This is a genomic window from Enterobacter sp. FB (genome assembly GCF_000805795.1).
Lineage (GTDB): Bacteria > Pseudomonadota > Gammaproteobacteria > Enterobacterales > Enterobacteriaceae > Enterobacter > Enterobacter roggenkampii.
The window spans coordinates 1-18,402 of sequence record NZ_JSZC01000016.1 but is presented as its reverse complement, the minus strand read 5'-3'; the positions used below and the strand labels follow the sequence as shown (position 1 = coordinate 18,402).

General features: G+C 57.2%; 18 protein-coding genes, 1 rRNA gene and 1 riboswitch. Of the genes, 7 read left to right on the top strand and 12 right to left on the bottom strand.

Annotated elements, in window-relative coordinates; all coding sequences use genetic code 11:
- Positions 1-46: 46 nt before the first annotated feature.
- From PI91_RS20860 to PI91_RS20815, 10 genes are all read right to left on the bottom strand, one after another.
- A complete protein-coding gene (locus PI91_RS20860) occupies positions 47-364 on the bottom strand; it encodes a PTS lactose/cellobiose transporter subunit IIA (protein WP_008503455.1) in 318 nt (105 codons plus the stop codon).
- Positions 364-672 (bottom strand): PTS sugar transporter subunit IIB, encoded by a 309-nt coding sequence (locus PI91_RS20855; protein WP_008503456.1) that lies wholly within the window; start codon positions 670-672, stop codon positions 364-366. The genes PI91_RS20860 and PI91_RS20855 overlap by 1 nt, the downstream gene beginning before the upstream one ends.
- Before the next feature lie 180 nt (positions 673-852).
- Positions 853-2,394, bottom strand: a complete 1,542-nt coding sequence (locus tag PI91_RS20850; RefSeq protein WP_039267022.1) for a sensor domain-containing diguanylate cyclase — start codon at positions 2,392-2,394, stop codon at positions 853-855.
- 336 nt (positions 2,395-2,730) lie between these two features.
- The gene (gene thiH / locus PI91_RS20845) at positions 2,731-3,858 is read right to left on the bottom strand and encodes a 2-iminoacetate synthase ThiH (protein WP_039267020.1); all 1,128 of its coding nucleotides are present in this window, start codon (positions 3,856-3,858) and stop codon (positions 2,731-2,733) included.
- Positions 3,855-4,625 (bottom strand): thiazole synthase, encoded by a 771-nt coding sequence (gene thiG, locus PI91_RS20840; RefSeq protein ID WP_021242958.1) that lies wholly within the window; start codon positions 4,623-4,625, stop codon positions 3,855-3,857. Before thiG ends, thiH begins: the two co-directional genes overlap by 4 nt.
- Position 4,626: 1 nt before the next feature.
- Positions 4,627-4,827 carry a sulfur carrier protein ThiS gene (gene thiS, locus PI91_RS20835; RefSeq protein WP_021242959.1) on the bottom strand — a complete coding sequence of 67 codons (201 nt, stop codon included), beginning with the start codon at positions 4,825-4,827 and terminating at the stop codon, positions 4,627-4,629.
- Positions 4,811-5,566, bottom strand: coding sequence for a HesA/MoeB/ThiF family protein (locus tag PI91_RS20830; RefSeq protein ID WP_039267019.1), 756 nt, complete (start codon positions 5,564-5,566; stop codon positions 4,811-4,813). The genes thiS and PI91_RS20830 overlap by 17 nt, the downstream gene beginning before the upstream one ends.
- Positions 5,559-6,194: a thiamine phosphate synthase gene (thiE, locus tag PI91_RS20825; RefSeq protein WP_021242961.1), complete on the bottom strand. Its 636-nt coding sequence runs from the start codon at positions 6,192-6,194 to the stop codon at positions 5,559-5,561. Before thiE ends, PI91_RS20830 begins: the two co-directional genes overlap by 8 nt.
- Entirely contained in the window at positions 6,194-8,089 is a 1,896-nt protein-coding gene (gene thiC, locus PI91_RS20820; protein ID WP_039267017.1) for a phosphomethylpyrimidine synthase ThiC, read from the bottom strand. The genes thiE and thiC overlap by 1 nt, the downstream gene beginning before the upstream one ends.
- Positions 8,090-8,168: 79 nt before the next feature.
- Positions 8,169-8,277, bottom strand: a riboswitch (TPP riboswitch).
- Between the two features lie 54 nt (positions 8,278-8,331).
- Positions 8,332-8,817, bottom strand: a complete 486-nt coding sequence (locus PI91_RS20815; RefSeq protein WP_008503464.1) for an Rsd/AlgQ family anti-sigma factor — start codon at positions 8,815-8,817, stop codon at positions 8,332-8,334.
- Between the two features lie 95 nt (positions 8,818-8,912).
- On the opposite strand from PI91_RS20815, the gene nudC reads away from it, so the two are divergent.
- The 6 genes from nudC (at position 8,913) to PI91_RS20785 (ending at position 13,265) form a co-directional block, all read left to right on the top strand.
- Positions 8,913-9,686 (top strand): NAD(+) diphosphatase, encoded by a 774-nt coding sequence (nudC, locus tag PI91_RS20810; protein ID WP_039267016.1) that lies wholly within the window; start codon positions 8,913-8,915, stop codon positions 9,684-9,686.
- Between the two features lie 38 nt (positions 9,687-9,724).
- Positions 9,725-10,789 carry a uroporphyrinogen decarboxylase gene (hemE, locus tag PI91_RS20805; RefSeq protein ID WP_039267015.1) on the top strand — a complete coding sequence of 355 codons (1,065 nt, stop codon included), beginning with the start codon at positions 9,725-9,727 and terminating at the stop codon, positions 10,787-10,789.
- A 9-nt stretch (positions 10,790-10,798) separates the two neighbouring features.
- Positions 10,799-11,470 carry a deoxyribonuclease V gene (gene nfi, locus PI91_RS20800; RefSeq protein ID WP_008503467.1) on the top strand — a complete coding sequence of 224 codons (672 nt, stop codon included), beginning with the start codon at positions 10,799-10,801 and terminating at the stop codon, positions 11,468-11,470.
- Positions 11,471-11,511: 41 nt separating this feature from the next.
- Positions 11,512-12,102 carry a YjaG family protein gene (locus tag PI91_RS20795; RefSeq protein ID WP_008503468.1) on the top strand — a complete coding sequence of 197 codons (591 nt, stop codon included), beginning with the start codon at positions 11,512-11,514 and terminating at the stop codon, positions 12,100-12,102.
- Between the two features lie 186 nt (positions 12,103-12,288).
- Entirely contained in the window at positions 12,289-12,561 is a 273-nt protein-coding gene (gene hupA / locus PI91_RS20790; protein WP_002445246.1) for a nucleoid-associated protein HU-alpha, read from the top strand.
- An 11-nt stretch (positions 12,562-12,572) separates the two neighbouring features.
- The gene (locus PI91_RS20785; RefSeq protein ID WP_021242965.1) at positions 12,573-13,265 is read left to right on the top strand and encodes a DUF1481 domain-containing protein; all 693 of its coding nucleotides are present in this window, start codon (positions 12,573-12,575) and stop codon (positions 13,263-13,265) included.
- A 90-nt stretch (positions 13,266-13,355) separates the two neighbouring features.
- On the opposite strand, the gene purD is transcribed toward PI91_RS20785, so the two are convergent.
- Both purD and purH read right to left on the bottom strand, forming a co-directional pair.
- Positions 13,356-14,648, bottom strand: a complete 1,293-nt coding sequence (purD, locus tag PI91_RS20780; RefSeq protein WP_039267013.1) for a phosphoribosylamine--glycine ligase — start codon at positions 14,646-14,648, stop codon at positions 13,356-13,358.
- Between the two features lie 15 nt (positions 14,649-14,663).
- On the bottom strand, positions 14,664-16,253 hold the full coding sequence (gene purH / locus PI91_RS20775; RefSeq protein ID WP_039267012.1) for a bifunctional phosphoribosylaminoimidazolecarboxamide formyltransferase/IMP cyclohydrolase: 1,590 nt from the start codon (positions 16,251-16,253) through the stop codon (positions 14,664-14,666).
- 561 nt (positions 16,254-16,814) lie between these two features.
- Here purH and PI91_RS20770 point away from each other — a divergent pair.
- Positions 16,815-18,355, top strand: a 16S ribosomal RNA gene (locus tag PI91_RS20770).
- The last annotated feature ends 47 nt before the right edge of the window (positions 18,356-18,402 follow it).

Here is an 18,402-nt window from a genome sequence, read left to right as displayed (position 1 = left end):
CTAATAAAAAACCCGCTTCGGCGGGTTTTTTTATATCTGCAAAATTTCAGTTTACTAATGGGATCCGTCGATATAGCTCAATCATATCGCCCGCCAGGTCCTGTATGACCATGGCGTTCATCAGGTGATCCTGCGAGTGGACGGTGATCAGGTTAACCGGAAGCTTCCCGGTCCCTTCATCAAGACCGATAAGCTGCGTCTGTATGGTGTGCGCATGCTTCACATATTCCCGCGACTCTTCCATCGCTTTTTCGGCTTCGTCAAACTCACCTTTACGCGCCATCTGCAATGCCGTCAGGGCCGCACTGCGCGCCGCGCCTGCGTTAACAAGCAGTTCCATAATCGTGGTTTCTAAGTCTTCCATTATGACTCCAGAAGTTTGAGCGCTTTATCCAGTACGGCATCACCTTTCATCATGCCGTAATCCATCATGTCGATCACCGCGACCTTTTTGCCCAGCGGGTCGGCCTGCGCCTGTAATTTAGCCTGCTCGTATTTAACCTGTGGCCCCAGCAATACGATGTCGGCCGTTGCGATGTTGTCTTTAAACTCCGCAACCGGAACGGCTTTAATGGTGACTTCAACCCCTTTTTTCTGCGCGGCGTCTTTCATACGTTGAACCAGCATGCTGGTTGACATTCCCGCTGCACAGCATAAAACGATGTTCTTCATAATCAGCCTCGATCTACATGTGTTTATTGATAATTATCCCGTGCAGACCGCTTCAACAACCGCTTTACCGCGATTGTGTGTCAGGCATCACAAAGAAACAGGCGTTTTTCTGAAACCGGTTACAATTTTACATTGGCGGGTACCCTGCCCGTTGAAACGGGCAGGGTGAAGGAGAGAGGATTAGCTGATGGATGTGCGAACGATTCGATTTTTTCCCTGCTGTTTGGCGCTGTAGAGAGCGTTATCAACGCTTCCGACAAATTGTTCCAGCGGTTCAAAATGCCACTCCCCAAGACCGCCGCTGAACGTAACCCGCAGGTTTTCTTCCCGCCAGACGCGTTTTTCAACGGCGGTACGCCACGCTTCCAGTAATGAGAGCGCGGAAGACATCTGCTCCGCCTGGAAGATTATGGCGAACTCTTCTCCGCCATAACGGTAAACCGAGACGTGATGTGGCTGCATAATCTGGATCCCTTCACGAGCCACGTTGCGCAGAACGATATCACCGGTCAGGTGACCCAGCGTGTCGTTAATTGACTTGAAGTTATCAATATCCACCAGCGCCATCGCGAAGGGCTGCTGGGCATTCAGCAGCTCTGCGATATCGCTGTCGAACGCGCGGCGGTTTTTACAGCCCGTCAGCGCATCGTGGGTAGCCTGGCGCACATACGCCATTTCGCGCTCTTTATTGGATTGAATCGTGTGGCTCAACATCGCTTCCAGGCGCGGTGCCTCGTTAACGTCGCCAGTTTTGATGGCATTGATAATGTGCATCAGCACGCTACGCGAGGCGTGGCGGAGGTATAAGCCGAAAAGGATGATGATGATGGCCGCCAGCGCAAACCCCCAGCCAACGATCGTCGTTTCGTGGCGGGTGATATCGGTGAGCGTCGCACCGGATACCCGGTAGATGACAAACCAGTCCGGGTTGGTAAACGAGTAGTAGTAATACCAGGCGTTGCTTTTCTTGTCGTAAAGATGGCCTTCGCCGCTGGTCATTTTGTCCATCAGCGCTTCGCTCACGTACTGCTTGAAGAGCGCGCCGGTATCCGGATGCAGCACCACAGCACCGTCGCGTTCGACGACGAAGAATTCCCCCTGAACGGGCGCCACCATCTGGCGCAGGGTATAGCCCATTGACGTCAAATCAAGATGAAAGGCGATCGTTCCCTTCAGTCTGCCTTCCGGCGAGATCAACGGCTTATAAAGGGTTACTGTCGGATGGCCGGTGAAGTAGTCCATGTAGGGACGGGTATAGTGGCTGAAGATGCTGGCTTCCGCCTGAGCGACAAACCACGGCCGCGTTCGGGGATCGAAGGTTTTACTCTTCTCCGTGGGGAGCACCTCCGGTGCGCGCAGATAATGTCCCTGCGTATCGGCAAGCGAAATGGAGGAGACGGTCGGCATCAGGTTCTGCAAATGCATGACCATCTGCAGCCCCTGCGTCGGGTTAACGTTGAGCGTCTCGTTTAGCCTGTCGTCGCGCGCAAAGTACATCGCGGAACGGCCCAGAATATAGTCGTTTTCACGCAGGATAGATTCGGTGTAGTTCACCGCCAGGTTGTGCGTGAAGTTGCTATTGATCTTATGATAATCCTCAAGAAAATCCTTTCGTTGCGAAAGCGTCACCGCGATCGCGATCACCGCAAAACTGCAGAGGATCCCCGCAAAGCTGAGCATAATGGGCCGGGTAAAAGAGAGCTTTTTGCTGTGAAGTGCCATGAGCTGTACATCGTTCCTGATGGTGAATACTTTTCGTCTGCCGATATCCTCTCAGCATAGTCGCTGCCCTGCGGTTAGCGGTGAATTATACGGCACGCGATTTTTGACAGGATGATTTATCTTAAGAACCATTAAGAAAATACTTATTAAACTGGCATGAGCCGTTTGAGCAATGAACCAGAGGCAGGGCGAAACGAGGAAGAAGCTTTTCGCCCTGGTCAGCATCCGTTGCTGACCGTGTGACAATAAAAAACCGGACGATTGCCGACAACCATCCGGTTTTGCCTTTTCGTCGCGGCTCGACAATTTTTTAACGTGTTGCAGTGCGTTTCAACGTCACTGCGAGGCTCTTCCCAGCCAGCTGTCCCAGTCTTTCCAGACGGGCTGAAGACCCTGCGCCGTCAGGACGGCGGCGACCGCTTCCGGGCGTCGTCCGTCATGGGGTGCAAATTGTTCCAGTTCCGGATGGTCGTCGGCGTAGCCGCCAGGCTGCGTTTTGGAAAACGCGCTGACGTTGTTAATTGCAATCGGGATGACGCGATCGCGAAATGCCGGAGACTCGCGCGTTGAGAGCGATAATTCCACTTCCGGAGCGAGCAGGCGAAACGCGCAAATGGTCTGCACCAGCTGGCGTTCATCCATCAGCGAAGCCGGTTCAATTCCTCCCGCGCAGGGACGCAGGCGCGGGAAGGAGATGGAGTATCGGCTCTGCCAGTAGTGCTGCTGCAACCACAGCAGATGTTCCGCCACCATGTAACAATCCACCCGCCAGCTGTCGGAGAGCCCGATCAGCGCACCCAGACCGATTTTGTCGATACCGGCGCGACCCAGCCTGTCCGGCGTTTCCAGGCGGAAGAAGAAATCCTGTTTCTTGCCCTTCAGGTGGTGTCGGGCGTACGTCGCCTCGTGGTAGGTTTCCTGATAGACCATGACGCCGTCCAGCCCGAGCGTTTTGAGCTCCGCGTACTCCTCCTGCGACAGAGGCTGCACTTCCATCTGCAACGACGCAAACTGACGACGAATGGAGGGAAGGTGCCGACGGAAATAGTCCATTCCCACTTTCCCCTGATGTTCGCCCGTGACCAGCAAAAGATGTTCAAAGCCCATTTCACGGATGGCCGCACACTCACGGGCAATCTCAGCCTCATCGAGCGTTTTACGCTTGATGCGGTTGCTCATGGAGAAACCGCAGTAGGTGCAGTCATTGGCGCACAGGTTGGAGAGATAGAGCGGCACGTAGAAGCTCACCGTGTTGCCAAACCGCTGGCGGGTAAGCCGCTGCGCTCGCTGGGCCATCGGTTCGAGGTAGGCGCTGGCCGCCGGGGAGAGCAGGGCCATCAGATCCTCGCGGGTCAGATGACGGGCCTGCAGCGCGCGCTCCACGTCAGCCGCCGTTTTGCTGTTGATACGCAGGGCAATGTCGTCCCAGCTAAGCTGGCGCCAGCGCTCGGTAAACGTGCTCATGAGATCGCCTCCAGAAAACCGGTCAGCGGGCTGGTGGCCTGCGCCTGGAAACTGCGCGAGCCGGGGCCGGATCCTCTTGCCAGCAGGCCGGCCTCCACGGCCAGGCGGAATGCACGCGCCATCATGACCGGATCGTCAGCAACCGCGATAGCCGTATTCACCAGCACCGCGTCAGCACCCATCTCCAGCGCCTGCGCGGCATGGCTGGGCACGCCAATGCCCGCATCCACCACCACCGGTACGGTGGCCTGCTCAATAATGATTTCCAGCATCGCGCGGGTCTCCAGCCCCTGGTTGGAGCCAATGGGGGCCCCCAGCGGCATGACGGCAGCGCAGCCGACCTCTTCCAGCCGTTTGCACAGGACAGGGTCGGCCCCGCAGTAAGGCAGGACGGTAAACCCTTGCTGCACCAGCTTTTCAGCCGCTTTCAGCGTTTCGATCGGATCGGGCAGCAGCCAGCGGGCATCCGGATGGATTTCCAGCTTCAACCAGCGGGTGCCGAGCGCCTCCCGTGCCAGCTGTGCGGCAAAAATCGCCTCTTCTGCCGTTTTGGCGCCGGAGGTGTTGGGCAACAGCGTGACGCCCGCTTCCAGCAACGGAGCCAGAATGGCATCGCTGTGATGGCGCAGATCCACGCGCTTGAGCGCCAGCGTCACCAGCTGGCTGCCGCTTTCGCGAATGGCCTCCACCATCAGCTGCGGCGAGGCGAATTTTCCGGTTCCGGTAAACAGATGTGAATCAAAGACTTTATCGGCAATACGTAACATCTCAGCCCCCTGCGATAACCTGAAACAGCAGGATCTGGTCGCCTTCATTGACCTGCTGATGTTCCCACTGCTCGCGCGGCAGGATCTGTTGATTGAGCGCCAGCGCCGTTCCCGGCTTGAGCTGACGCAGCTTGTCGAGCAGTGCGGCAACGGTGAGCCCGTCGTCGCAGCTCATCGGCTCATCGTTAAACAGAATGCGCATCGCGGCCTCCGCACACCGGGCAGTGGCTGGCGCGATGCAGCACCAGATGACGCCAGCCGCTGGAGCGGGCATCAAACAGCCGCAGCGTATTGCGTTCCGTCTCCATGCCGCTGAGCAGCTTGATGGCCTCCAGCGCCTGCATCGTGCCCATCACGCCGACCACCGGACCCAGAATGCCCGCCGTACGGCAGTTGCGCGTCGGCTCGGCATCGTCCGGCCACAGGCAGCGATAGCAGCCCTGCGTCCACGGTGGCGTCAGAACCATCATTTGCCCGCCGAACCCCACCGCGCTGGCGGTGATAAGCGGCGTATGGTTTGCCACGCAGGCGGCGTTGATCGCCTGGCGCGTCGCCATGTTGTCGGTACAGTCCAGCACCACGTCGGCAAGGGCGACTTCACGGTGCAGGCTTTCACCGCCAAGCCGCTCCTGTAGGGCAATCAGTTCGATATCCGGGTTAAGCTGATGCAGCCGCTGCCGGGTGATCTGTGCTTTCGGCTGGTTGATATCCTCGGTGGTAAAGAGGATTTGTCGCTGCAGGTTGCTGAGGTGGACCTCGTCGTCGTCGGCCAGCACCAGCGTGCCGATACCCGCGCCTGCCAGATAGAGCGCGGCGGGTGTGCCTAATCCCCCCAGGCCAACAATCAGCACCCGGCTGGCCAGCAGTTTTTGCTGCCCGTCGATGGCGATATCTTCCAGCAGAATCTGACGGCTGTAGCGCATAAAGTCGCGATCATTCATCGCCTGCTCCTGCCAGCTGTAACAGCTGTTCGGTGGCGGCCTGCCAGTCTGCGGCCTGGGTGATGGCGCTGACGACGGCGATGCTGCCCACGCCGGTCTCCAGCACTGCCGGGGCGCGTTCCAGGCTGATTCCGCCGATGGCGACGGTGGGGTAGTCGGCAAGGCGTTTAACGTGACCCGCCAGTTGCGTCAGACCCTGCGGAGCGGAGGGCATCTGCTTGGTTTGCGTCGGGAAGACGTGACCGAGCGCGATGTAAGAGGGGCGGGCCGCCAGGGCCACGTCGATCTCCATGTCATCGTGTGTTGACACACCAAGACGCAACCCGGCGTCACGGATTGCGCTCAGATCCGTTGTTTCCAGGTCCTCCTGACCCAGATGCACGCCGTACGCCCGGTGCTTAACGGCCAGCCGCCAGTAGTCATTGATAAACAGGCGGGCGTTATACCGACGCCCCAGCGCAATGGCGGCAACCACATCGGCTTCCACCTCCTCATCGCGTTTATCCTTGATGCGCAGCTGGAGGGTGCGAACGCCTGCTTCCAGCAGGCGCGCTATCCACGCCACGCTGTCCACCACCGGATAGAGCCCTAAACGGTAGGGAACGGGTGGGAAATCGGGCTGGTACATTACGCCTCCTCTTTTTTGAGGTAGATTTCGCCGCCTTTGGCGCGGAAGGTTTCGGACATGTCCGCCATACCCACTTCAATGGTTTGCGTGGCGGCGTAGTCGCGCACCTCCTGGCTGATTTTCATCGAGCAGAACTTCGGCCCACACATGGAGCAGAAGTGCGCGACTTTGCCCGATTCCTGCGGCAGGGTTTCGTCGTGGTAGGCGCGGGCGGTGAACGGATCCAGCGCCAGGTTGAACTGGTCTTCCCAGCGGAATTCAAAGCGCGCCTTCGACATGGCGTTATCACGGATTTGCGCGCCCGGGTGGCCTTTGGCCAGATCCGCCGCGTGGGCGGCAATTTTGTAGGTGATCAGCCCCTGTTTCACGTCCTCTTTGTTAGGCAGGCCGAGGTGCTCTTTCGGCGTCACGTAGCAGAGCATGGCGCAGCCGAACCAGCCGATCATCGCCGCCCCAATGCCTGACGTGAAGTGGTCATAGCCCGGCGCGATGTCGGTGGTCAGTGGCCCCAGCGTGTAGAACGGCGCTTCGTGGCAGTGCTCCAGCTCTTCGGTCATGTTGCGGCGGATCATCTGCATCGGCACGTGTCCCGGGCCTTCAATCATCACCTGCACGTCATACTCCCAGGCGATTTTGGTCAGTTCGCCCAGCGTGTGCAGCTCGGCAAACTGCGCTTCGTCGTTGGCGTCGCGGATGGAGCCCGGGCGCAGGCCGTCGCCCAGCGACAGAGAGACATCGTAAGCGGCGCAGATTTCGCAGATCTCGCGGAAGTGTTCGTAGAGGAAGTTCTCCTGGTGATGGGAGAGGCACCACTTCGCCATGATCGAACCGCCGCGCGAGACGATGCCGGTCAGACGCCTCGCGGTCATCGGCACGTAGCGCAGCAGCACGCCCGCGTGAATGGTGAAGTAGTCCACGCCCTGTTCCGCCTGCTCCAGCAGCGTGTCGCGGAACGCTTCCCAGGTAAGGTTTTCGGCGATGCCGTTGACCTTCTCCAGCGCCTGATAAATCGGGACGGTGCCAATCGGAACCGGGCTGTTACGCAGGATCCACTCGCGGGTTTCGTGAATATAGCGGCCGGTGGAGAGATCCATTACCGTGTCCGCGCCCCAGCGCGTTGACCAGACAAGCTTTTCAACCTCTTCTTCGATGGAGGAGGTGACGGCCGAGTTACCGATGTTAGCGTTGACCTTCACCAGGAAGTTGCGGCCGATAATCATCGGCTCGGATTCCGGGTGGTTAATGTTGGCGGGGATGATCGCGCGGCCTGCGGCCACTTCGTCACGCACAAACTCCGGCGTGATGTTCTCCGGCAGGCGTGCGCCAAAGCCTTCGCCCGGGTGCTGGTAGCGCAGTACTTCGCTGCGGATACGCTCGCGGCCCATGTTCTCGCGGATGGCGATGAACTCCATCTCCGGCGTGACGATCCCCTGGCGGGCGTAGTGCAGCTGCGTCACGCATTTGCCCGCTCTGGCGCGTTTTGGCGTCAGCAGGCCGGTAAAGCGCAGCGCGTCCAGACCGTCGTCGGCCAGGCGTTCTTTGGTGTATGCAGAACTGCGTACGCTCAGTTCTTCGCAGTCGTTACGCGCCTCTATCCACGGCTGGCGCAGCTTTGCCAGACCCTGCTGGACGTTGATAGCAACATCAGGATCGCCGTACGGGCCGGAGGTGTCATACACCGGCACGGCTTCGTTGTCTTCATACTGCGGATTCTCTTTGGTGCCGCCGATAAGCGTCGGGCTGAGCTGGATTTCGCGCATCGGGACGCGGATATCGGCCTGCGAGCCGGAAATGTAGATGCGTTTCGAGTTCGGGAAAGCGGTGCCTTCCAGGGTGTCGATGAAATGTTGGGCCTGTGCACGCTGTTCGCGGCGGGTCAGTTTTGCAGTAGACATAGCTCATTCCAAAAGTGAAGGACATGGCTTGTCAGACGACGGATGAAGCAAGAGAGGATCGCCGGGGGGGCGATACAACAGCAGTGTGACTCTTGTTCCCTTCGCAGGTATTAGCCTGATCAGGTTCCGCGGATCCCGAATTAACGGTCTCAGCCCGGCTTTCGCTCTGGGCACTCCGACAAGAAAAATCCCCCTCGTGAGAGGGGCGAATGGTTGTAAATTACTCGTTAACGATTAAGAACTCAAGCCGGGCGCGCGATGTTATCTTCGGGGCTGGCGTCCAGGACGAGGCTAATCAGCTTATCTTCCAGCGTGAATCGCTCTTCCAGCGCTTCGCCAAGGTCGGAAAGCGCCTGCTGGAACTCAAGATAGTTATCGTGATCGATGGCGTTCTCAAGCGTGGAATCGTAGTAATCCATGATCTGCTGGGTGTTGGCTTCCAGCAGCGGACAAAGTTTGCTGGCCGCTAAATACGGCGTTGTCCCTTCCATTTCGCGGATAATGCGTTCATAAATATTGAAATGGCCGTCGGACAGGTAGTCGACCAGGCTCTGACAAAAATCATCCAGCGCTTTTTCATTCAGCCGCATAAACGATTCTTTGCCAGGCTTAAGACCGACCAGATTGTAATAAGCCACGAGTAGATGCTTGCGCACATGTAGCCAGCGATCCACCAGTTTGTTACTTCCTCTAACGCGCTCAGTCAGGCTTTCTAGCTGGTTTAACATGGTCGACTCCGCAAAGTGTAGGATTGAATCTGCTCATCCAGAATGTAACCACAATGCTAACAACATGTCAGTGAAGCGAAGGTAGTGCAATAGATATGGATCGTATTATTGAAAAATCAGATCTGGGTTGGTGGATCGTCAGTCACGAACAAAAATTATGGTTGCCCGGTGGAGAGCTGCCCTACGGTGCGGCGGAAACGTTTGATCTCGAGGGCCAGCCTGCGCTGAAGATCGGCGAGTGGCAGGGTGAACCCGTGTGGTTGATCCAACAATCGCGTCGTCAGGATATGGGATCCGTTCGCCAGGTGTTGGATCTGGACGTAGGCCTGTTCCAGCTGGCGGGGCGGGGCGTGCAGCTGGCGGAGTTTTACCGCTCGCACAAATACTGCGGCTATTGCGGCCATACCATGCACCCGAGTAAAACCGAGTGGGCGATGCTCTGCAGCCACTGCCGCGAACGTTATTACCCACAAATTGCGCCGTGCATTATCGTCGCTATCCGTCGGGATGACTCTATTTTGCTTGCACAGCATACCCGCCATCGCAACGGCATTCATACCGTGCTGGCCGGGTTCGTCGAGGTGGGCGAAACGCTGGAGCAGGCAGTGGCGCGCGAGGTGATGGAAGAGAGCGGGATCAAAGTGAAGAACCTGCGCTACGTCACCTCCCAGCCGTGGCCGTTCCCGCAGTCGCTGATGACGGCCTTTATGGCCGACTATGACAGCGGCGAGATCGTTATCGATCAGAAAGAGCTGCTGGATGCGAACTGGTATCGGTATGACGATCTACCGCTGCTTCCCCCACCGGGCACCGTGGCGCGTCGGCTCATAGAAGATACCGTGGCGATGTGTCGGGCCGAGTATGAGTAGTGTTACACTGAGGCCATGACGCTTAAGGAACTGCAAAAATGACCGAACTGAAGAACGATCGTTATCTGCGTGCGCTGCTGCGCCAGCCCGTTGATGTCACCCCGGTGTGGATGATGCGCCAGGCGGGACGCTATCTGCCAGAGTACAAAGCCACGCGCGCGCAGGCGGGCGATTTTATGTCGCTGTGCAAAAACGCCGAGCTGGCCTGTGAAGTGACGCTCCAGCCGTTGCGCCGCTTCCCGCTGGATGCGGCGATCCTCTTCTCGGATATTCTGACCATTCCGGATGCGATGGGCCTTGGCCTGTACTTCGAAACCGGTGAAGGCCCGCGTTTTACCTCTCCGATCAGAAGCAAAGCCGACGTGGACAAGCTGCCGATCCCCGATCCGGAAGGCGAGCTGGGCTACGTGATGAACGCCGTGCGCACCATTCGCCGCGAGCTGAAAGGTGAAGTGCCGCTGATTGGCTTCTCCGGCAGCCCGTGGACGCTGGCGACCTATATGGTGGAAGGGAGCAGCAGCAAAGCCTTCACCCTGATTAAAAAGATGATGTACGCCGAGCCGCTGGCTCTGCATGCGCTGCTCGACAAGCTCGCGAAGAGCGTCACGCTCTACCTCAACGCGCAGATTAAAGCAGGTGCGCAGTCGGTGATGATTTTCGATACCTGGGGCGGCGTGCTGACCGGGCGTGATTATCAACAGTTCTCCCTGTATTACATGCATAAAATCGTTGACGGCCTGCTGCGCGAAAACGAAGGCCGCCGCGTGCCGGTGACGCTGTTCACCAAAGGTGGCGGTCAGTGGCTGGAAGCCATGGCGGCAACCGGCTGTGACGCCCTGGGTCTCGACTGGACTACCGATATCGCTGATGCCCGCCGCCGCGTGGGCGACAAAGTAGCGCTTCAGGGCAATATGGACCCGTCCATGCTCTATGCGCCGCCTGCCCGCATTGAAGAAGAAGTGTCGACTATACTGTCTGGTTTCGGCCAGGGGGAAGGCCACGTCTTTAACCTCGGCCACGGTATTCATCAGGATGTACCGCCAGAGCACGCAGGCGTATTTGTGGAGGCGGTGCATCGGCTTTCTGCCCAGTATCACAAGTAAGGAGTCGTTATGGATCTCGCGTCGCTACGCGCTCAACAAATCGAACTGGCCTCATCGGTGATCCGCGAGGATCGTCTGGATAAGGATCCTCCGCAGTACATTGGCGGAGCCGACGTCGGGTTTGAGCAGGGTGGGGACGTGACGCGAGCGGCGATGGTGGTGCTGAAATACCCTTCGCTCGAGCTGGTGGAGTACAAGGTCGCGCGTATTGCCACCACCATGCCGTACATTCCGGGCTTTCTCTCCTTCCGCGAATATCCCGCGCTGCTGGCAGCGTGGGAGCAGCTTTCGCAAAAACCTGACCTGCTTTTTGTCGATGGACACGGTATCTCACACCCGCGCCGTTTAGGCGTTGCCAGCCACTTTGGGCTGCTGGTGGATGTGCCGACCATCGGTGTCGCCAAGAAACGCCTCTGCGGCGCCTTTGAACCTCTTTCAGCCCAGCCGGGTGCGCTGGCACCGCTTATCCATAAAGGCGAGCAGCTGGCGTGGGTCTGGCGCAGCAAGGCACGCTGTAATCCGCTGTTCATCGCCACCGGCCATCGGGTGAGTATGGACAGCGCCCTGGCGTGGGTACAGCGCTGCATGAAGGGCTACCGCTTACCGGAGCCAACGCGCTGGGCTGACGCGGTGGCCTCTTCGCGTCCGGCTTTTGTTCGTTGGCAGGAAATTCAGCGATGATTCAGGTAAACTGCGCCTAATTTTCGATTCGAGAGATCATCATGCTACAAAACCCGATTCACCTGCGCCTTGAAAAGCTGGAAAGCTGGCAGCACGTCACCTTCATGGCTTGCCTGTGCGAGCGCATGTATCCCAACTATGCCGCGTTCTGCAAGCAGACCGGCTTTGGTGATGGCCATATCTACCGCCGCATTCTGGATCTGATCTGGGAAACGCTGACGGTGAAAGACGCGAAGGTGAATTTCGACTCTCAGCTCGAAAAGCTGGAAGAGGCGATCCCGGTGGCGGATGATTTTGACCTGTACGGCGTCTACCCGGCAATTGATGCCTGTGTGGCGTTAAGCGAATTGCTCCACTCCCGCCTGAGCGGTGAGACGCTGGAGCACGCTATCGAAGTCAGTAAGGCCTCTATCACCACCGTGGCGATGCTGGAAATGACCCAGGAAGGTCGCGAGATGACCGACGAAGAGCTGCGTGCGAACCCGGCCGTTGAGCAAGAATGGGATATCCAGTGGGAGATTTTCCGCCTGCTGGCAGAGTGTGAAGAACGCGACATTGAGCTGATCAAAGGGCTGCGCGCGGACTTACGTGAGGCCGGTGAGAGTAATATTGGTATAATTTTTAACCAATGAGATAAGAAAACTTGAGATAACGCCCGTTTTGTCGCTCCTCGACTCTTCCCTTTCGACCCTTGTCTGGTCTACATTTGGGGGGCGAAAAAAAGTGGCTATCGGTGCGTGTATGCAGGAGAGTGCTTTTTTGGCATTTTCGTCGCACTCGATGCTTAGCAAGCGATAAACACATTGAAAGGATAACTTATGAACAAGACTCAACTGATTGATGTAATTGCGGACAAGGCTGATCTGTCTAAAGTGCAGGCTAAAGCTGCTCTGGAATCTACCCTGGCTGCTATTACTGAGTCTCTGAAAGAAGGCGATGCTGTACAACTGGTTGGTTTCGGTACCTTCAAAGTGAACCACCGCGCTGAGCGTACTGGCCGCAACCCGCAGACCGGTAAAGAAATCAAAATCGCCGCAGCTAACGTGCCGGCATTTGTTTCTGGTAAAGCACTGAAAGACGCTGTTAAGTAAGACGCGTGGCAGTGAACAGTTTTAGCGAAGGGGCGGCAACGCCCCTTTTGTCTTTCTGGCGCGGAACGCTCGCGCTGGCAGGTGCGCTGCTGCTGTCAGCCTGTAGCCACGACACCACTCTGCCGCCGTTTACCGCCAGCGGCTACGCTGACAACCAGGGCGCGGTCAGGATCTGGCGTAAAGATTCCGGCAATGAAGTTCATCTGTTGTCTGCCTTCAGCCCGTGGCATAGCGGAAATACGTCGACGGCAGAATATCGCTGGCAGGGAGATGATCTCTCGCTGATTGAGCTGAATGTCTACAGCAAGACCCCCGAACACGTGAAAGTGCGTTTTGACGACCATGGCGAGCTAAGCTTTATGCAGCGTGAAGTCAGCGGTCAAAAACAGCAGCTTTCCAGTGACCAAATCGCCCTCTACCGTTACCGTGCCGAACAAATCCGCCAGACCAGCGATGCGCTTCGTCTGGGACGCGTCGTGCTGCGCCAGGGGCGCTGGCATAACGATGGAACGGTGACGACCTGCGAAGGGCAAACGGTGAAGCCTGAGCTTGAATCCTGGGCAACCGAACACATTCAACGCCGTCAGCGTCATTCATCAATGGACGTGAGCGTGGCGTGGCTTGAGGCGCCGGAAGGCTCTCAATTGCTATTGGTGGCGAACGAAGATTTCTGCACCTGGCAGCCGACAGAGAAGAGTTTTTGAGTTCTGTGGATTAAGCCGGATGGCGCTAACGCTTATCCGGCCTACGAACGATTCCCTCTCCCTGTGGGAGAGGGTGAGGGCGAGGAGGAATTACTCCCCCTGCTCACGCGCAATCGCGCGATAGCCGATATCCTGACGGCTAAAGCTACCGTTCCAGTGAATATCCGCCATCAGCGCATAGGCGCGCTTCTGTGCGTCTGCCACGGTATGGCCCAGCGCGGTCGCACACAGCACGCGTCCGCCGTTGGTCAGAACGCGATCGTCCTCAGCCAGCTTCGTACCGGCGTGGAACACTTTCGCACCGTCAATCTCTTCCAGCGGCAGACCGTGGATCTCATCACCGGTGCTGTAGTTGCCCGGATAACCGCCCGCAGCAATCACCACGCCGAGAGACGCACGCTCGTCCCACTCGGAGGTTTTCTCGTCCAGCTTGCCATCGCAGGCAGCCAGGCACAGCTCCACCAGATCGGATTTCATGCGCAGCATGATTGGCTGGGTTTCTGGATCGCCAAAGCGGCAGTTGAATTCGATGACCTTAGGGTTACCCTGCTTGTCGATCATCAGGCCTGCATAAAGGAAACCGGTGTAGGTATTGCCTTCTGCCGCCATTCCCTTCACGGTAGGCCAGATGATGCGATCCATGGTGCGCTGGTGGACGTCGTCAGTGACGACCGGCGCAGGGGAGTAAGCACCCATCCCGCCGGTATTAGGCCCCGTGTCGCCATTGCCCACACGCTTGTGATCCTGGCTGGTGGCCATCGGCAGAACGTGCTCGCCGTCGACCATGACGATAAAGCTCGCCTCTTCACCGTCGAGGAACTCTTCAATCACGATGCGGTGGCCCGCATCGCCAAAGGCGTTACCTGCCAGCATATCCTGAACCGCGGCTTCGGCTTCTTCGAGCGTCATCGCGACGATCACGCCTTTACCCGCGGCCAGACCGTCGGCCTTGATAACAATCGGCGCGCCCTTCTCACGTAACCAGGCCAGAGCAGGCTCCACTTCAGTGAAATTCTGATATTCCGCCGTCGGGATGTTATGACGCGCGAGGAAATCTTTGGTGAAGGCCTTGGAGCCTTCCAGCTGCGCGGCGCCTTCCGTTGGGCCAAAGATTTTCAGGCCCGCTGCGCGGAACGCATCCACGACACCTATCACCAGCGGCGCTTCCGGACCGACGATGGTCAGGTCGATTTTCTCCTGCTGAGCAAAGCTTAACAGCGCCGGAATGTCGGTCACGCCGATAGCCACGTTCTGCAGCGCGGGTTCCAGTGCGGTACCGGCGTTGCCCGGTGCCACGAAGACCGTTTTAACCAGCGGAGACTGGGCCGCTTTCCACGCCAGCGCGTGCTCGCGTCCGCCGTTACCAATCACTAATACTTTCATTTTCTGCTCCGGGAATTAATGGCGGAAGTGACGCATGTCGGTGAAGATCATCGCAATGCCGTGTTCGTCGGCAGCAGCAATCACTTCGTCGTCGCGGATTGAGCCGCCTGGCTGGATCACGCAGGTGATGCCGACAGCGGCTGCGGCGTCGATACCGTCACGGAACGGGAAGAAGGCGTCAGAGGCCATGGCGGAGCCTTTGACTTCCAGGCCTTCATCGCCTGCTTTAATACCCGCGATTTTCGCCGAGTAAACGCGGCTCATCTGGCCTGCGCCTATCCCGATAGTCATGTTCTCTTTGGCATAGACGATGGCGTTGGATTTGACGAACTTCGCCACCTTCCAGCAGAACAGCGCGTCACGCAGCTCCTGTTCGGTCGGCTGACGTTTGGTCACCACGCGCAGGTCGGCTTCTGTCACCATACCCAGATCGCGGTCCTGAACCAGCAGGCCGCCGTTCACGCGCTTGAAGTCCAGGCCCGGCACGCGTTCCGCCCACTGGCCACAAACCAGTACACGCACGTTCTGTTTTGCCGCGGTGATTTTCAGCGCTTCTTCGGAGGCCGATGGCGCGATGATCACTTCGACAAACTGGCGGGAGATGATGGCCTGTGCGGTTTCGGCATCCAGCTCGCGGTTGAAGGCGATAATGCCGCCGAACGCGGAGGTCGGGTCGGTTTTGTAGGCGCGGTCATAGGCGTCCAGAATGGAGGTGCTCACGGCAACGCCACATGGGTTCGCATGCTTGACGATAACACAGGCCGGCTCGCTGAACTCTTTCACGCATTCCAGCGCGGCGTCGGTGTCTGCAATGTTGTTATAGGAGAGCGCTTTGCCCTGCACCTGCTGAGCGGTCGCAACAGAGGCTTCTTTTATCTCTTCTTCTATATAGAAGGCCGCCTGCTGGTGGCTGTTCTCACCGTAACGCATATCCTGCTTCTTAATGAAGTTCAGGTTCAGGGTGCGCGGGAAGCGACCTGAAGGATCTTTGCTTTCACCGTGGTAAGCCGGCACCAGACTACCGAAGTAGTTGGCAATCATGCTGTCGTACGCCGCGGTGTGCTCGAAGGCCTTGATGGCGAGGTCGAAACGCGTTTCCAGGGTCAGCGACCCATCGTTGGCGTCCATCTCATTAATAATGGCGGTGTAATCGCTGCTCTTTACCACGATGGCGACATCTTTATGGTTCTTGGCCGCAGAGCGCACCATGGTCGGGCCGCCGATATCAATATTCTCTACGGCATCTTCCAGAGAGCAGCCTTCGCGCGCCACGGTCTGGGCGAACGGGTAGAGGTTAACGACAACCATGTCGATCGGCGCGATGTCGTGCTGTTCCATAATGGCGTCGTCCTGACCGCGACGGCCAAGAATACCGCCGTGGACTTTCGGGTGCAGGGTTTTGACGCGTCCATCCATCATTTCCGGGAAACCGGTGTAATCGGACACTTCGGTTACCGGCAGACCTTTATCTGCTAACAGGCGAGCGGTTCCACCTGTGGAAAGCAGCTCTACACCGCGTGCAGAAAGTGCCTGAGCGAATTCGACGATACCGGCTTTATCAGAAACACTGAGCAGAGCGCGGCGGACTGGACGACGTTGTTGCATGGTAAATCCCCTGGATTTCACGATTACAGAGAGCGTTAGATGAATTTTCCTGTGAAAAACTCATCTAACACACCTGACGAGGCATCCTTGTAAAGCGCGAGCATTTTAACGAAAACGTTTGCGCAACGCTCGCACATTTTCACTTTTTCGTATCATTGTGGATAAGTCTGTGCGTAAAAAGGTATAAGGCGGGGTTTTGCTGTGGAATGCAGCAGTCAGTCATTTTTCTGTCATTTAGCGGTTGCGGCCTGCGGAGAACTCCCTATAATGCGCCTCCATCGACACGGCGGATGTGAATCAATTCACACAACAAGCGGTTCGGTTGAAGAGAAAAAATCCTGAAATAACGGGTTGACTCTGAAAGAGGAAGGCGTAATATACGCCACCTCGCAACGGTGAGCGAAAGCCGCGTTGCACTGCTCTTTAACAATTTATCAGACAATCTGTGTGGGCACTCAAAGTGACATGGATTCTTAACGTCCTCGGACGAAAAATGAATACCAAGTCTCTGAGTGAACATACGTAATTCATTACGAAGTTTAATTCACGAGCATCAAACTTAAATTGAAGAGTTTGATCATGGCTCAGATTGAACGCTGGCGGCAGGCCTAACACATGCAAGTCGAGCGGCAGCGGAAAGTAGCTTGCTACTTTGCCGGCGAGCGGCGGACGGGTGAGTAATGTCTGGGAAACTGCCTGATGGAGGGGGATAACTACTGGAAACGGTAGCTAATACCGCATAACGTCGCAAGACCAAAGAGGGGGACCTTCGGGCCTCTTGCCATCAGATGTGCCCAGATGGGATTAGCTAGTAGGTGGGGTAACGGCTCACCTAGGCGACGATCCCTAGCTGGTCTGAGAGGATGACCAGCCACACTGGAACTGAGACACGGTCCAGACTCCTACGGGAGGCAGCAGTGGGGAATATTGCACAATGGGCGCAAGCCTGATGCAGCCATGCCGCGTGTATGAAGAAGGCCTTCGGGTTGTAAAGTACTTTCAGCGGGGAGGAAGGCGTTGAGGTTAATAACCTCAGCGATTGACGTTACCCGCAGAAGAAGCACCGGCTAACTCCGTGCCAGCAGCCGCGGTAATACGGAGGGTGCAAGCGTTAATCGGAATTACTGGGCGTAAAGCGCACGCAGGCGGTCTGTCAAGTCGGATGTGAAATCCCCAGGCTCAACCTGGGAACTGCATTCGAAACTGGCAGGCTAGAGTCTTGTAGAGGGGGGTAGAATTCCAGGTGTAGCGGTGAAATGCGTAGAGATCTGGAGGAATACCGGTGGCGAAGGCGGCCCCCTGGACAAAGACTGACGCTCAGGTGCGAAAGCGTGGGGAGCAAACAGGATTAGATACCCTGGTAGTCCACGCCGTAAACGATGTCGACTTGGAGGTTGTGCCCTTGAGGCGTGGCTTCCGGAGCTAACGCGTTAAGTCGACCGCCTGGGGAGTACGGCCGCAAGGTTAAAACTCAAATGAATTGACGGGGGCCCGCACAAGCGGTGGAGCATGTGGTTTAATTCGATGCAACGCGAAGAACCTTACCTACTCTTGACATCCAGAGAACTTTCCAGAGATGGATTGGTGCCTTCGGGAACTCTGAGACAGGTGCTGCATGGCTGTCGTCAGCTCGTGTTGTGAAATGTTGGGTTAAGTCCCGCAACGAGCGCAACCCTTATCCTTTGTTGCCAGCGGTCCGGCCGGGAACTCAAAGGAGACTGCCAGTGATAAACTGGAGGAAGGTGGGGATGACGTCAAGTCATCATGGCCCTTACGAGTAGGGCTACACACGTGCTACAATGGCGCATACAAAGAGAAGCGACCTCGCGAGAGCAAGCGGACCTCATAAAGTGCGTCGTAGTCCGGATTGGAGTCTGCAACTCGACTCCATGAAGTCGGAATCGCTAGTAATCGTAGATCAGAATGCTACGGTGAATACGTTCCCGGGCCTTGTACACACCGCCCGTCACACCATGGGAGTGGGTTGCAAAAGAAGTAGGTAGCTTAACCTTCGGGAGGGCGCTTACCACTTTGTGATTCATGACTGGGGTGAAGTCGTAACAAGGTAACCGTAGGGAACCTGCGGTTGGATCACCTCCTTACCTTAAAGAACCTGCCTTTGTAGTGCTCACACAGATTGTCTGATGAA